This window comes from Arsenicibacter sp. R0_47, assembly GCF_057652235.1.
Genome location: NZ_JBYFCJ010000001.1, coordinates 97,965 through 111,910, shown reverse-complemented (window position 1 = coordinate 111,910; position 13,946 = coordinate 97,965). Strand labels below are relative to the sequence as shown.

Annotated in this window: 15 protein-coding genes; 10 read left to right on the top strand and 5 right to left on the bottom strand. The window is 52.8% G+C overall.

What is annotated here, in order from left to right:
- The first annotated feature begins 507 nt into the window (after positions 1-507).
- Positions 508-1,530 carry a helix-turn-helix transcriptional regulator gene (locus AC23NW_RS00455; RefSeq protein WP_487446983.1) on the top strand — a complete coding sequence of 341 codons (1,023 nt, stop codon included), beginning with the start codon at positions 508-510 and terminating at the stop codon, positions 1,528-1,530.
- Positions 1,531-1,615: 85 nt separating this feature from the next.
- On the opposite strand, the gene AC23NW_RS00450 is transcribed toward AC23NW_RS00455, so the two are convergent.
- Entirely contained in the window at positions 1,616-3,454 is a 1,839-nt protein-coding gene (locus AC23NW_RS00450) for an ABC transporter ATP-binding protein (protein ID WP_487446981.1), read from the bottom strand.
- A gap of 108 nt (positions 3,455-3,562) precedes the next feature.
- Between AC23NW_RS00450 and AC23NW_RS00445 the strand changes: the two genes are divergently transcribed.
- The 7 genes from AC23NW_RS00445 to AC23NW_RS00415 all read left to right on the top strand — a co-directional run bounded on the left by AC23NW_RS00445 (position 3,563) and on the right by AC23NW_RS00415 (position 9,005).
- Positions 3,563-3,904 carry a PadR family transcriptional regulator gene (locus AC23NW_RS00445; protein ID WP_071502312.1) on the top strand — a complete coding sequence of 114 codons (342 nt, stop codon included), beginning with the start codon at positions 3,563-3,565 and terminating at the stop codon, positions 3,902-3,904.
- Between the two features lie 9 nt (positions 3,905-3,913).
- The gene (locus AC23NW_RS00440) at positions 3,914-4,591 is read left to right on the top strand and encodes a hypothetical protein (RefSeq protein ID WP_487446979.1); all 678 of its coding nucleotides are present in this window, start codon (positions 3,914-3,916) and stop codon (positions 4,589-4,591) included.
- Positions 4,592-4,663: 72 nt separating this feature from the next.
- Positions 4,664-5,338, top strand: coding sequence for a hypothetical protein (locus AC23NW_RS00435; protein WP_487446977.1), 675 nt, complete (start codon positions 4,664-4,666; stop codon positions 5,336-5,338).
- Between the two features lie 78 nt (positions 5,339-5,416).
- Complete coding sequence (locus AC23NW_RS00430; protein ID WP_487446976.1) at positions 5,417-6,076, top strand: hypothetical protein; 660 nt, start codon at positions 5,417-5,419, stop codon at positions 6,074-6,076.
- Positions 6,077-6,148: 72 nt separating this feature from the next.
- Positions 6,149-6,844, top strand: a complete 696-nt coding sequence (locus AC23NW_RS00425) for a hypothetical protein (protein ID WP_487446974.1) — start codon at positions 6,149-6,151, stop codon at positions 6,842-6,844.
- Between the two features lie 75 nt (positions 6,845-6,919).
- Entirely contained in the window at positions 6,920-7,588 is a 669-nt protein-coding gene (locus tag AC23NW_RS00420) for a hypothetical protein (protein ID WP_487446973.1), read from the top strand.
- Positions 7,589-7,655: 67 nt separating this feature from the next.
- Positions 7,656-9,005, top strand: coding sequence for an Nramp family divalent metal transporter (locus tag AC23NW_RS00415; protein ID WP_487446971.1), 1,350 nt, complete (start codon positions 7,656-7,658; stop codon positions 9,003-9,005).
- A gap of 203 nt (positions 9,006-9,208) precedes the next feature.
- On the opposite strand, the gene AC23NW_RS00410 is transcribed toward AC23NW_RS00415, so the two are convergent.
- Positions 9,209-9,916 carry a response regulator transcription factor gene (locus AC23NW_RS00410; RefSeq protein WP_293837299.1) on the bottom strand — a complete coding sequence of 236 codons (708 nt, stop codon included), beginning with the start codon at positions 9,914-9,916 and terminating at the stop codon, positions 9,209-9,211.
- A gap of 128 nt (positions 9,917-10,044) precedes the next feature.
- Entirely contained in the window at positions 10,045-10,779 is a 735-nt protein-coding gene (locus tag AC23NW_RS00405) for a TolB-like translocation protein (RefSeq protein ID WP_487446969.1), read from the bottom strand.
- A 157-nt stretch (positions 10,780-10,936) separates the two neighbouring features.
- Between AC23NW_RS00405 and AC23NW_RS00400 the strand changes: the two genes are divergently transcribed.
- Complete coding sequence (locus tag AC23NW_RS00400) at positions 10,937-12,088, top strand: AI-2E family transporter (RefSeq protein WP_487446968.1); 1,152 nt, start codon at positions 10,937-10,939, stop codon at positions 12,086-12,088.
- A gap of 68 nt (positions 12,089-12,156) precedes the next feature.
- On the opposite strand, the gene AC23NW_RS00395 is transcribed toward AC23NW_RS00400, so the two are convergent.
- A complete protein-coding gene (locus AC23NW_RS00395; protein ID WP_487446967.1) occupies positions 12,157-12,786 on the bottom strand; it encodes an LON peptidase substrate-binding domain-containing protein in 630 nt (209 codons plus the stop codon).
- 52 nt (positions 12,787-12,838) lie between these two features.
- Positions 12,839-13,279 (bottom strand): gliding motility lipoprotein GldH, encoded by a 441-nt coding sequence (locus AC23NW_RS00390; RefSeq protein WP_487447719.1) that lies wholly within the window; start codon positions 13,277-13,279, stop codon positions 12,839-12,841.
- Between the two features lie 298 nt (positions 13,280-13,577).
- Between AC23NW_RS00390 and AC23NW_RS00385 the strand changes: the two genes are divergently transcribed.
- The gene (locus AC23NW_RS00385; RefSeq protein WP_293837285.1) at positions 13,578-13,940 is read left to right on the top strand and encodes a BlaI/MecI/CopY family transcriptional regulator; all 363 of its coding nucleotides are present in this window, start codon (positions 13,578-13,580) and stop codon (positions 13,938-13,940) included.
- Positions 13,941-13,946: the final 6 nt, after the last annotated feature.

The window sequence follows — 13,946 nt, the reverse complement described above, 5'->3', positions numbered from 1 at the left end:
GTGCCCAAAGGCGGTGTCAGCGGCGTAGCCAACGCGGGTGCCGATGGTTACGGCCGGTGTGGAGACCGTGCTTCACTGGCTTGTCGCGTTGGCCGGTACAGCATCCGGCGCGCAGCGGGAATCCGTTGTTTACAGGCGTCGGCCTGGTTGCGGGCCGGCCGGAGCCGGTACCCGCCCGGCATACACCTATGGGGTTTTGTGGACCGTGGCCATTTGAGAAGCGGCCGGCTTCGGCTGAAACGGGGGATACCCGTGTCCTGTTGCTCTACCAGATTGAGCTATCCTGCCGGAGCAGGAAGAGGAATCGAACCTCTAACCCACAGATGGAGACGATCACACATCAGGCCAACAGCATACCGGTCGCCAGCGGCGCCGGCACTATGGGGCTTCCTATACCCGCATCCGGTTTGGTACTGACTGCTTTCGTCCTCACAAAGGTTAGCGGCAAGTGCGCAGTCTTTTTGCGCAGATGAAAAAAAAAGCTACTTTTCTCTAAAAATTTTTCCCATGCCTGCCAACCGCAACGCCCTGATCCGCTACAAAGCCATCGACGCCTGTCTCCGGAACCGCCAGCGCCGGTGGACCCTCGACGACCTGATCGACTGTGTCTCCGAAGCCCTTTACGAATACGAGGGCATCGACAAAGGCATCAGCCGCCGGACGGTTCAGGCCGACATTCAGATGATGCGCAGTGATAAACTCGGCTATTTTGCCCCGATCATTGTGCTGGAAAAAAAGTATTACACCTACGAAGACCCTGCCTACAGCATCACCAACATCCCGCTGTCGGACGGTGACCTGGCGCGCATGAATGAGGCCGTTGAGGTGCTGAAACAATTCAAAGGATTTTCGCACTTCACGGCGCTGAACGAAGTGGTGCAGAAGCTGGAAGACCACGTCTATTCAACGGCGCAGAAGTCGGCGTCGGTGATTGATTTTGAGAAGAACGAAAACGTAAAGGGGCTGCATTTTCTGGATGAGCTTTATCAGGCCATTATCCATAAACATCCCGTGCAGATGGAATATCAGTCGTTTTCGGCGCGGCAACCTCAAACGTTCTTATTTCATGTCTGGTGGCTGAAGGAATTTAAAAACCGCTGGTTTGCGGTGGGCGTCCGTGCGCAGAACGGGCACATCTATAACCTTGCTCTCGACCGGATTCTGTCGCTTGCCCCTGACCACGACAGCGAGTATATCGCCAACGAAACGATTGACCCCGACCTGTTTTACCGCGACGTAATCGGCGTGTCGGTCAGCCATCACCTGCGGCCGATGATTGTCAGGCTGTTTGTCAACCAGCTACATGCGCCGTATGTGGAGACGAAGCCCCTGCACCATTCGCAGCAGCTCATCGAGCGGCGACCGGATGGCATTGTTATTCAGTTAAAGGTGCAGCACAATTTTGAGCTGGAGAAAGAGATTCTGGGCTTCGGCGAAGGCATGATTGTCCTGCAACCCGAACGCCTCCGGCAAACTATGAAACGGCGCATGCGGGAGGCATTGGTGGGGTATGAGGAAAAGAATGAATAATGGGTAATGAATAATGGGTAATGAATAATGTAAAATGGATAATGCTCTTGATGCCCTCATTATTCATTTTACATTATCCATTAATCTAAACGCTCTGCATGGAGCTGAGTTTGCGGTAGAAGCCTTCGTCGAGCCGGACGAGTTCGTCGTGGCGGCCGCGTTCGATGATACGGCCCTGATGAACGACCAGGATTTCGTCGGCGTGCTGAATTGTGCTCAGGCGGTGGGCAATCACCAGCGTGGTCCGGTTGGCCATCAGCCGGGTGAGGGCTTCCTGTACCAGCTTTTCGGATTCGGTGTCCAGAGCTGACGTCGCTTCGTCCAGAATCAGGATCGGCGGGTTTTTCAGGACTGCCCGCGCAATGCTGAGCCGCTGCCGCTGCCCGCCCGACAACCGGCCACCCCGGTCACCGATCACGGTCTGGTAGCCGTTGGGCTGGTTCATGATAAACTCATGGGCGTTCGCAATTTTGGCCGCCTGCATCACCTGCTCCTCCGTGGCATCGCTGCCAAAAGCAATGTTGTTGAAAATGGTGTCATTGAACAGAATACTTTCCTGGGTAACGATGCCCATCTGCGCCCGCAGCGAATCCGTTGTGCAGTCGCGGAGGTCGATGCCGTCGATCCGGATCTGCCCGGCCGTCGGGTCATAAAAGCGGGGAATCAGGTCGGCAATGGTCGACTTACCGCCCCCCGACGACCCAACGAGGGCAATGGTTTTGCCCTTGACCAGCTCAAAGCTGATGTCGTTCAGCACGGGTAAGCCTTTTTCGTATTCAAACGAGACCTGCTGCACCGAAATCCGGTCGCGGAACTGGCTGATGGCCACCGCATCCGGCTTGTCCTGCACCGCCGACGGCGTATCGATCAGTTCGAGTACGCGCTCGCCCGAGGCCAGGCCGCGCTGTGAGGCACTGAAGGCGTTGGAAATATCCTTGGCCGGCCGCGTCACCTGCGAAAAAATGGCGATGTAAGCGATAAACTCCGAAGCCGACAGCTCCGACTGTCCCGACAGCACCAGCCCGCCGCCATACAGCAAAATGCCCGCCACGACCGAGACGCCCATGAATTCCGAAAACGGCGAGGCCAGTTCCCGGCGGTTGGCCAGCGACCGCACCGACGACCGGTACGCATCGTTTTCCTGCCGGAATTTGCCCAGCACAAACGATTCGGCATTAAAACCTTTCACGACCCGCATACCGCCGAAGGTCTCGTCCAGAATGCTCAGAATCCCGCTCAGCCGCTGCTGACCGGCCTGCGCATCCCGCTTCATCCGCCGCACGAGCGACGAAATAAAAATGCCCGACACCGGAATGACCAGAAAAGCAAACAACGTCAGCGACACCGAGATGTTGAACAGCATCACGAGATAGGCAATCAGCAGAAAGAGTTCTTTGGACGCGGCCGACAGCGAGTTGGCAATTGAGTTTTCAACCTCCTGAACGTCGGTCATGATCCGCGAAATCAGGTTGCCTTTGCGTTCGTTGGAGAAGAAACCGAGGTGCAGCCGAACCGCCCGGTCGAACACCGTTTCGCGGAGCTGGGCCACCATCCGCGCCTTGAACGCCTCTAAACGGCGGACGGAGAGGTACTTGAACAGGTTATTGAGCAACACCGACAGCACAATGATGGCACAGGTGTATTTCAGTGCCCCGAGCTTACCGTATTCCTGAAAAATCTGGTTGAAGTAATACTGAAAATAGGTCGTCGGCGAGGTGCTGAGCGAAAACTCCGGTGCCGGCTCGCTGAGCATTTTCTGTACGTCGGCAGGGCTGACCTGATCGAAAAGCACATTCAGCAAGGGAATCAGAAGCGCAAAGTTCAGCACGCCAAAGAGGCTGGCTAACACCGATGTTATCAGGAACGGTGCCAGAAAGGACCCGAGTGGTTTGGCAAAAGAGAGTAATCGAAAATATGTTTTCAAAGTCAGCTACTATTAAACCACAAAGGTCGGAAAGATTTCAACGCAAATCGTAAAAAAAACTATACCTAAGATTTGGAGGTATACTCCAGTTCGATGTATACTTGCAGCATGAGTACAAACAATCAACAATTGCTCAAGGGTAGCCTGTCGGTCATCATTCTGAAGCTCCTGGAAGACCGTGAGAAAATGTATGGCTATGAGATCACGCAGAAGGTGAAGGAGCTGACTGCGGGCGACATGACGATTACGGAGGGGGCGCTGTATCCGGCCCTGCACAAGCTGGAAGCCGAAGGGCTGCTAACGACGGAAACGCAGGTGGTTGAGGGACGGGTGCGGAAATATTATTCCCTCACCAAAGACGGCCACAAGCAGGCGGCCTCGCGCATTTCGGAACTGACGGCCTTTGTCGAAAACCTACAGACGCTGCTGAACCTGAAACCTTCTTTTTAGCCTGATGCTATGTTACAGCCCGAACACACATACGAAATTGATTACTTCTTCCGGCAGGTGCTGATGCTGTCGAACGAAGACCTCATTGCCGAACTCACCGATCATTTCAGTGCCAGTATTGACGACCTGATGGCGCGTGGCCGGACGTTTCCGGAAGCGTTGCAGGAAGTTTTTGAGGCATTCGGCGGTCGGCAGGCTATCCGGCACATGGAGTGGGAATACAACCGGGTCACGTTCCGGAAATACGACCGTTTCTGGAAGGATGCCGTCCTGCTGCAATTTACCAGCCGGAATTTGTGGATAACGATAGCCGTTTTTACCGGCATCTTTTTATTTGCCTGCTACGCACTACCTTTTCCTTCAGGCGAATCCAAAGCAGGTTATTTTTTCGGCGGCTTTCCGTTCGGCGTTTTTTTCGGGTCAATGTTAATTGCCTTTAAACCAATACTTCTTTATGTCAAAGAGCGTATTTACAAAGGGCCTCACAATCCTCAATCCGAAGGATGGTATCTGTTTAAGCGAAGCAGCCTGTTTGTCAGTTTATTTCTGATTGTCGGGCTTGCCGGTAATGCAATCTCCACCGTCCCTCCGATTGTAGCCGCACTTTATTTTACAGCCTTTTACGTTTACCTGCGCACTCAGGGTCAGCTATACCGTTTTCTCTACGACGTACCTGAAGTTTACTAACCCCGCTCTTTCGGATGTGAACATCCGAAAGCGTTAACCGCGGATTTGTAATCCGCCCTAAAACCAAACGCCATGCTGACCACCGACCAACTCGCCGCCATTGACCGTCACCTGCGCAAGGACAACTGGCTGCTCAACGAAGACCTCATCGCCGAACTAACCGACCATTACGCCAACGCTATTACCGAGACAATGGAGCATGGCCAGTCGTTTGATAATGCCCTTGTTGGTATCCATCAATCCTTTGGCGGGCGGAGAGGGTTGCTGACAATGGAAGACATTTTCATCAAAAGCAGTTATACAGCAGCATGGCGGGCAGTGAAGCAGGCAGCCCGACAACTTTTATTATCCCCTTACGCACTGCTGATTAGTTTGGTAGCCTACGGAATCCATGCTATACTCAGCACCTACCAACTGGATGGTTTCTTTATACTGGTCACTATACATTTACTTTTATTCATACTTAGCGGCTTACCTTTCTTTACACGGCTAACGTGGCGGTCAGGAAATCCTCTTAAGCTGAAGCGCAAACGTTCAGGTATTGAACGGGTCAGTAATACCATATTGAGTATTGCGGTAAATCTCCCTATTAATACTATGCTCATGAGTGTTAACGGTAAGTTTACCCCTGTATTGATCCTGCTCATTACGTTACTTTTTACAGTAGCACAGACAAGCTATGTAGTAGTAGCCATGATTTCATTTCGCAGGAATCCCATTCTACAATACCTGACGTCTAAACGCTGATTAACCCCGCTCTTTCGGATGTGAACATCCGAAAGCTCCTAACCACGGATTTATAATCCGCCCAAAAACCAAACCGCCATGCTGACCACCGACCAACTCGCCGCCATTGACCGTCACCTGCGCAAGGACAACTGGCTGCTCAACGAAGACCTCATCGCCGAACTCACCGATCACTACGCCAACGCCATTACCGAGGCAATGGAGCAGGGCCAGTCGTTCGACGGTGCGATAGCCAATGTCCATCAGTCGTTTGGCGGACGCAAGGGATTGCTGGCAATGGAGGAAACATTCATTCGGGAAGCTCAACGAAAGCCAATGATCATCTATTGGCATTGCCTGCGCACATACTTTACCGGAGCGAAAATACTGATTCCATTACTGTTGATACTTGGTTTAGCCAACGTTGCACAACACGACGACCTGCTACACATTTTGGTTTACGTTGCTTATGGCTTATTGTTTTTAAAAATGGGATTTGTCATTGTGTGGGGTTTGAAGCTGGTTCTCTGGAAAAGCAGCCCGTCCAACAACATAGTTAAAAAACTTGCCCGATACCTACCCGGCAGCTACTTACCGATGTATTTGCTGTTCATGTACATGACAAATCTAAAGGGACATAGTCCGTTTATTATCAGCTTTTTTTTGTTCGCGTCCGCAATGGATTGGATCGTTACTATGGATCTTTTTCTGCATGACAGAGACATTCGTCAACTGCTTCGTCTAAAGGCTGACTATTAACCCCGCTCTTTCGGATGTTCACATCCGAATGCGTTAACCGCGGATTTGTAATCCGCCCTAAAACCAAACGCCATGCTGACCGCCGACCAACTCGCCGCCATTGACCGTCACCTGCGCAAGGACAACTGGCTGCTCAACGAAGACCTCATCGCCGAACTAACCGACCATTACGCCAATGCCATTACCGAGGCAATGGAGCAGGGCAAGGCATTCGACAGTGCGATGGCCAATGTCCATCAGTCGTTTGGCGGACGCAAGGGGTTGCTGGCTATGGAGGAAACGTACCAAACCGAAAAAGCGAAACACCTCGATACGATGGTGTGGCGCGAAGTCCGCCGCATGATGCAGGGCGACCGCTGGCCGCTGGTGCCGGTGACCCTCTGCACGTTACTGGCACTGAATACATTTGCCGGTGCTTCTGAAACGGTAGACAGCTTTTTTACAATTGCGATCTGGTATGTTAGCTTTACGGTGCTGCTGGCAATGGGCACCGCAGCGGTAGCTCTCCTGCGCCCTGCCACCATCAGTGTCACTGCCCCGACGCCCTCTTTTTTCGTCTTCGCCTACGGCCTCAGTCTGGCCCTGCTCGCTGTCAATAAATACTGGCTTTCAGGGCTATCGGTGTATAACGCCCGCGAAATCAGCCTGATGATCAATACCTTATTACAAACCCTGTGTGTGGTGTATTACTTCGCGATCATACTCACCATGCGCAAACTCTTTTTCCCGAAAAAAGGCAGTACCCTATCGACCCCGAACCAAGGGTAAACCCGCTCTTTCGGATGTTCACATCCGAAAGCCACTAACTACGGATTTATAATCCGCCCTAAAAACCAAACCGCTATGCTGACCGCCGACCAACTTAACACATTACGCTGCGACCTGCAGGCCCTTGCCAACATTGAATACAGCGAAATTCTGGATGAGCTGCTTGACCATTATGCAGCCCTGACGGAGCAGAAAATGGTCAATGGCCTGACCTTCGAGGACGCCAGCCGCTGGGCATGGGCCGACATGGGTTCCGGCGAAGGCATTCAACGGTTGCAGGAGCAGTTCCTTAAATCACTCCGGCAACAGATTGTGGCCCGCCACAAAGCCATTGTCAAAAGCTACTTTCGCTGGCCAACCCTTGTCACAACCCTGCTTATCGCCGTTCTGGCCTATCAGGCAGCGTTAAGTATACCGGCGAAATGGCTCATCACCGCTATTTTCGGGTTAGGCATTGTGAGCTTCGTCACACAGTTATTCATCCGGAACAGCAGCAAAGGCATTCATACTGCACAGCGCAGGATTGCCGTAGAGTACCTCAATAAAACCGGTGCAACCTACCTCAACATCTTCCAGCTACTGCTGAATCTTCCGGCTTTTCTGACAGATGACCGCACACACCTCGTCCGGAATTTCCTGCAAAGCTATGCCAGTGCCGGCGCAGCACTCAGTTTTATCGCCATCCTGTACACGGTCAGTTTTATCCAGCTGTCCTACGAACGGTTTACGTATAAAGTCGCTTAACTCCGCCGCTAACAGTAGTTTACCGGCGAAAACGCGTTTACGGAATAAACCTAAACCCGCTTTCGCCGTGCAATCCGACGTCTCCGCAACCAGCACCCAAACCGGCATCCGGCCCGCCCCCACCACCTTTGCGGGGCAGCTTCGCCACCTCGGTCCGGGCTTTATCCTGTCGGCCGCCATCGTCGGTTCCGGCGAGCTGATCGCCACCACTGCACTCGGCGCCAAAGCCGGCTTCGTCACGTTCTGGGTTATTCTGGTCAGCTGCTTCGTGAAAGTCGCGCTCCAGCTCGAATTCGGTAAAAACGCCATTTATACCGGCCTCACCACCATGCAGTCGCTGAACCGGCTGGCGGGCTGGCGCATCAACGGTACCCACAGCACCATCTGGATCTGGCTATCGCTGCAAACGCTGAAACTCCTGCAAATGGGCGGCATCGTCGGCGGGGCCGCGCTGGTGCTGCACATGGCCATGCCGGCCGTTCCGGTCGATGTCTGGGCCGTATTAGCAGCGGCCTCGGCGGCCATTCTCGTGTTTGGCGGGCGTTACGGCTGGGTCGAAAAAGGCTCGCTGGTAATGATCATTCTCTTCACGGCCATGATTCTGCTGTCGCTGCTGCTGCTGCAATACACCACCTACGCCATCACCGGCGACCAATTGGCCGAAGGGCTCACCTTCCGGCTCCCGCCCGCTGCCGTCGGGGTAGCCATCGGGGCGTTCGGCATCACAGGCGTCGGGGGCGATGAGATCATGTATTACAATTACTGGTGTATTGAAAAGGGCTACGCGCGCTACACCGGCCCCTACGAAGATACCCCCGAATGGGCCGGACGCGCCAAAGGCTGGATCCGGGTAATGACCCTTGACGCTCTGTGTTCCATGGTGGTCTACACCACCGTCACGGCAGCATTTTACCTGCTCGGGGCGTCGCTGCTGCACGAAAACGGTCAGGTGCCCGAGGGCTATGCCATGGTCGAAACACTGTCGCGGCTATTCACCGTCACGCTGGGACCGGGCGCAAAAATTATGTTCCTGATCGGGGCTTTCTTCGTCCTGTATTCAACGCTGTTCACCGCCACCGCCAGCTGGACGCGTATTTTCGGGGATGCGTTCGGACAAATCGGCTGGATGGCGTACCACGACGACGCTTCCCGCAAAAAAACCATTGCGACCCTTGCCTGGGCCTTTCCGGCGGTATGGTGCCTGCTGTTTCTGTTCATCAAACTGCCCGTCCTGATGATTCTCCTCGGCGGAGCGGCCACCTCCGTGCTGCTGCTGGTGGTGGCGTGGGCCGCCTGGCAGTTCCGCTACCGGCAGCTACCCGCCAACCTGACGCCCACGTTTGGCTACAACCTCTGGTTCTGGAGCAGCCTCATCGCCATCCTTGCCGTTAGTATCTACGGGGCCTGGTCGCTCTGATAACTAGCCATCAATCGTAGAGCCGCAATATCTTGCGGCTCTTTGCAGATATACAGGTAGGTTTAAACAAAAAGTGGTGGCACGACTTAGACAGAACGTCTGCCGGTCGTGCCACCACTAACTGATCACTTACACTGAGCCGCAAAATATTGCAGGATTGAGCCGCAAAATATTGCAGCATTGAGCCGCAAGATATTGCGGCTCTACTCTTCGTCGGTAAACATATAGCCGACACCCTTCAGTGTCCGGATGTAGGTTTCGCCGAGTTTTTCGCGGAGTTTCCGGATGTGGACATCGACCGTCCGCTCAAGAACGTAGATGTCGGCACCCCAGATTTTCTGGAGCAGTTCTTCACGGCTGAACACCTTGTTCGGATGTTGCGCCAGGAAGAAAATCAGTTCAAATTCCTTTTTCGGCAAAATCACCGAACGGCCATCCGGCAGGTTTACCGAGTAGTTTTTGCGGTTGATGCTCAGACCGGCGATCTCGACGCGGTCGCCCGGGTCTGCTTTCTGGGCTTCACGGCGGAAGAGCGCATTGATACGGCTCATGAGCGCACGCGGCTTAATCGGTTTGGTAATGTAGTCGTCGGCACCGATTTCGAACGCTGCCACCTCCGAGTATTCCTCCGAACGGGCAGTCAGGTAAAGAATAAACGCCTGCCGCATTTCCGGAATATCCCGCATTTGCCGGCCGGCTTCGATGCCATCCATCTGCGGCATCATAATATCTAACAGAACGAGTTCGGGGAAATACGTTTTCGCCACTTCGATCGCTTTACGCCCGTCGTTGGCTGTCCGAACGTCATAACCTTCTTTCGTCAGGTTGTATTCCAGCAACTCAACAATATCGGTATCGTCATCAACGACCAGTACGCGATGTGGCTGTTGAGAAGCCTTGGTTGCACTCATCATGGAGCAGTTTGCTTTTGTAGTGACCCGAATTTACATGCCTTCCCGCGTATGTTACGAATCAGGAAGCGATTCTTAACAATTATTTAACGACCAGCCGATCTATAAACCACTGAATCGCAGCGGGTTTATAAGCTCTTTGCTGACCGTTCAGGGCGAATCAGGAACAGCTTCCCCTTTTCGTTGGCCATTATCAGTTCCGTTGGGGAAACATAGCAAATAGCCTCCGTCTGCCCCCTCGGAATCCGCAGGCAGGCAATCGGCTGTTTAAAGGTAAGGCCGTCCGGCGCAATGGCAAACAGGAAGACCTTTCCGTAACTCACCAGGGCAAATTGCCTGCCGTCAGGGCTCACCGCCCCGCCGGTCACCATGCTTTTCAGGTATACGGAATCCTGCGCCGTAACCGTGTAGGAGCCGGCTTTGGCAGGCATGCGATACATACGCACAAAATGTCCCGACCGGTTTTTCGAAAACACATACAGCTGACCGTTCAGCTGGATCAGCGCCTCACTGTCGCGGTTATGCCGCTGCGGATCCGCGGGCTTTGCAGCATCTGCATAGCGAAACGTGATGCGCTCAGGTAACGCCGGGCCGGTGAGCGGTTGCCGGTAAATGGTCAGCGACTCCCGTGAACCGGCATTGTTGCCGATATCACCGATAAACAGGGCCGTCGAGTCCTGAGCGGCAATGTCTTCCCAATCGGTGTTCACAGCGCCCGCCACCACCAGCGAGTCGACCAGACGGCCTTTTTCGTTCACACCATACACCACCGGCCGCCCGCCGCTGTCATTATGGGTCCAGAACAGACGCAGGCCCGTTGCCGGATCAATCCCTCTGTATACAATTCCTGAACATTCGTTCACGGGGTTTGTTAGGTGTCCGATACGGCTTACTTTGTAGAAAGACCGCTGCCGCGTCAGGCCGCTCCGTTTCGCTTCCGTTTTACAGGAACAAAGCGCCACTTTCATCGTAAATAAAAAAATCAAAAAGGAGTGCATACGAAAGCGCTATACTTGTATTATGGATTCTCGTTCACCGGAAGTACAGCTTCCCTTTTATGCTAAACTGGCATTTGTGCTCATCTCAATTGTTATCATTGTGTATGGGCTTTACATGCTGCAGGACGTTATTGTTCCGCTGGTTTTCTCGATTTTACTCTCTGTGCTACTCTTTCCGCTCTGCATCCGGCTCGAGCGCATGGGCGTACCGCGGGTGGTAGCCATCATTATCTGCCTCGTACTGGCACTGTCTGTAGTCTACGGCCTGATTTCGCTGGTGTATGGCCAGATCGGTGAGTTTGCGCAGGAAGCCCCCAAAATCATACAGCGCGGCAACGACCTGCTGAATAAGCTCCAGACCTATGCCACTAAAAACTTCAATATTGACCGGCAGCGGCAGGTATCCGAAGTCCGGAAGTACCTGAACAACTCCATGGAGCAGGCCGGTGCCATCGTCACCTCAACCCTGCTGGCAACCACTAATACCCTGTCAACGATCTCGCTGATGCCGCTGTACATCTTTTTTTTCCTGCTGTACCGCGACTTCTTCCGGTCATTCTTCTATAAAGTGTTCGGGCATACGCGCCGTGCAAAAATAGACACGGTCTTTCACCGGATTTATACCGTTGTAAAAGATTATATGGCCGGGCTGGTACTGGTCATCATGATTGTCGGTACGTTAAACACAGTCGGGCTGCTGATTCTGGGCGTCGATTATGCCGTATTCTTCGGCTTTTTCGGAGCCGTGCTGATCCTGATTCCGTACTTCGGCATTGCCATCGGTTCGGTGCTGCCCGCCCTGTTCACGCTTGTTACCAACGACAATCCACTGGTTGCCCTGGGTGTCATCGGCGTCTTTCTGTTTGTACAGGTACTTGAGGGTAACTTCATTACCCCTTACATCGTCGGGTCAAAAGTGAGTATTAACCCGCTGGCCGCCATCATCGTCCTGATCTTGTGGGGGCAACTCTGGGGCCTCACCGGGCTGATTCTGGCCCTGCCGATGACGGCGATCATCAAGGTAATCTTCGATTCAATTGAGCCGCTGAAGCCCTACGGCTTCCTGCTCGGCGAGGCCGAAAAGCCAAGGCCACCGATCAAAAACATCGAAGAACTGGCCGAGCAGCTGCCCAAACGGGTCCGCAACATCGGCAAAGTCGACGAAAAAGACTAAGTCCGTAACGACAGATGCCACGCTTTCATCAGGCGTGGCATCTGTGTTTTACCGGGCGCTGCAACCGGCTAGAAATCCAGTGGATCAAAGTTTTTAAAGTGGCCGTTCATCCGGATACGCTGCTTGGTTTCTTCCATGTCAGCAATAACCGGCGTTACCCGTTTCAGGTGCTCGATCAGAAACAACTGGCGGTCACTTTCATCGGCAATGGTGAGCAGTTCGTATTCCTGTTCCAGCGAACAGCCGATTTTATGCGCAATGCGGAAGGAGAAATCCGGTTGATCCGGATCAAAGTCGACGGCAGTCTGCAGGAGCTGGTATAGCCGCCGGAGATAACCCAGCAGTTCCTGTACATGCTCACCGATGGTATTGCCCATCGGTATCATTTCCACATCACCGCCGGCATACAGCTTGCCCGGGCATGGGTTCACAAAATCAAGCAGCCTGAAAACGCCGACACCTTTGGTTTTGATATCCATCCGGCCGTCATCGTACCGTTTGGCCAGCGATGTAATGTGCATTTCCGTGCCGCAACCCGGCATTTTATTGCCGATAAAGGCCGGAATACCGAACGTCTTTTCTTCTTCCAGACATTCATCAACCAGCTGCCGGTAACGGGGCTCAAAGATGTGCAGGTTCAGATCTTCGCCGGGGTAGGCAATCAGATTCAACGGAAACAAAGGTAATGTCTTTTTCATACGCTTCTCATAACAGATACTGACCCCGGAAGCCTCAGACACGGCTTCGTCTCTATTGCGGAATCGCTTTCTCAACGGCAATACCTACACTCAGCACCTCAGGCAGCGGATCCTGCCGCATGTATTGCCTGATCCGGATGGTGTAGGCTCCCGGTTTCGGAAACCGGTAATTACTCTTAATAAGCACTTTATGATCAAACAGATCGCCAAGCCCTTCGCCCCGGGGCTCACCGGTTTTAGGATCCATCAACAGCAACTCGTCCAGCCGCGACTCAATCTGTTTCCCCTTGTCGTCGGTCAGGTAACGCGTCAGATAGAGGTTATAGTAAGGGTACGACAGACTATTGCGCAGGTTGTAATAGATATTGTACGGAATAGAAGCGTCCTCGATTGTGAAGGTAAATGTCGGTTCATTCTTCACATACCAGGCGCCGTCGTCAATATCTTCGTAGGCATTGTATATGGTATTCGGGTCACATCCGGTCAACAGCATGCTCAAAACCGCCAGCCCCCCCAATACTTTTTTTGTGTTTATGATCATAAAGCGTAATACGGTGTCAGTCAAATACCTCTACGGATGACTAACAAGAAACAAAGGTACCCGTTTTAAACGTTTTTTATTGATTTCTGATTGTCTGGTCACGATAAAAACAACCGCGGAAAAGAGCCTGGCTGCTTTTTCCGCCTTTCTGCGAATACCGTCCGATAAAGGCACCGGACAAAACGACAAAAATAGTTTGCAAACGAAAGAAATAGTTTTATTTTCGTCTCATTAATTATCCGAATCAACTATGGAGAAGCTAACTGCGAAAGAAGAGGAGGTAATGCAGGTGTTGTGGAAGCTCGATCACACGTTTGTGAAAGACATGCTGCCCTACTTTACGGATCCGCCGCTGCATTACAACACGGTCTCGACGATTGTCCGCAATCTGGAAGAAAAAGGCTATGTCGGACACCGTGCCTACGGAAACACGCACCAGTATTACCCCATTATCAGCAAAGAAGATTACCAGAACCGTTTTGTGCTGAAAAAAGTAGTGACCGATTATTTCGATAACTCCTACAAGAATCTGGTCAGCTATTTTGCGCAAAATGAAAAAATTTCCGCCGATGAGCTCCGCGAAATTTTAAACATGATCGAAAAAAGAGACTAATCACAC

Bases quoted from the DNA above. Each gene is read 5' to 3' on its own strand.
- AC23NW_RS00435 (WP_487446977.1), top strand. From the start codon at position 4,664: ATGCTGACCACCGACCAACTCGCCGCCATTGACCGTCACCTGCGCAAG.
- AC23NW_RS00455 (WP_487446983.1), top strand. From the start codon at position 508: ATGCCTGCCAACCGCAACGCCCTGATCCGCTACAAAGCCATCGACGCC.
- AC23NW_RS00420 (WP_487446973.1), top strand. From the start codon at position 6,920: ATGCTGACCGCCGACCAACTTAACACATTACGCTGCGACCTGCAGGCC.
- AC23NW_RS00430 (WP_487446976.1), top strand. From the start codon at position 5,417: ATGCTGACCACCGACCAACTCGCCGCCATTGACCGTCACCTGCGCAAG.
- AC23NW_RS00410 (WP_293837299.1), bottom strand. From the start codon at position 9,916: ATGAGTGCAACCAAGGCTTCTCAACAGCCACATCGCGTACTGGTCGTT.
- AC23NW_RS00390 (WP_487447719.1), bottom strand. From the start codon at position 13,279: ATGCTGTTGACCGGATGTGACCCGAATACCATATACAATGCCTACGAA.
- AC23NW_RS00385 (WP_293837285.1), top strand. From the start codon at position 13,578: ATGGAGAAGCTAACTGCGAAAGAAGAGGAGGTAATGCAGGTGTTGTGG.
- AC23NW_RS00395 (WP_487446967.1), bottom strand. From the start codon at position 12,786: ATGAAAAAGACATTACCTTTGTTTCCGTTGAATCTGATTGCCTACCCC.
- AC23NW_RS00400 (WP_487446968.1), top strand. From the start codon at position 10,937: ATGGATTCTCGTTCACCGGAAGTACAGCTTCCCTTTTATGCTAAACTG.
- AC23NW_RS00445 (WP_071502312.1), top strand. From the start codon at position 3,563: ATGAGTACAAACAATCAACAATTGCTCAAGGGTAGCCTGTCGGTCATC.
- AC23NW_RS00440 (WP_487446979.1), top strand. From the start codon at position 3,914: ATGTTACAGCCCGAACACACATACGAAATTGATTACTTCTTCCGGCAG.
- AC23NW_RS00425 (WP_487446974.1), top strand. From the start codon at position 6,149: ATGCTGACCGCCGACCAACTCGCCGCCATTGACCGTCACCTGCGCAAG.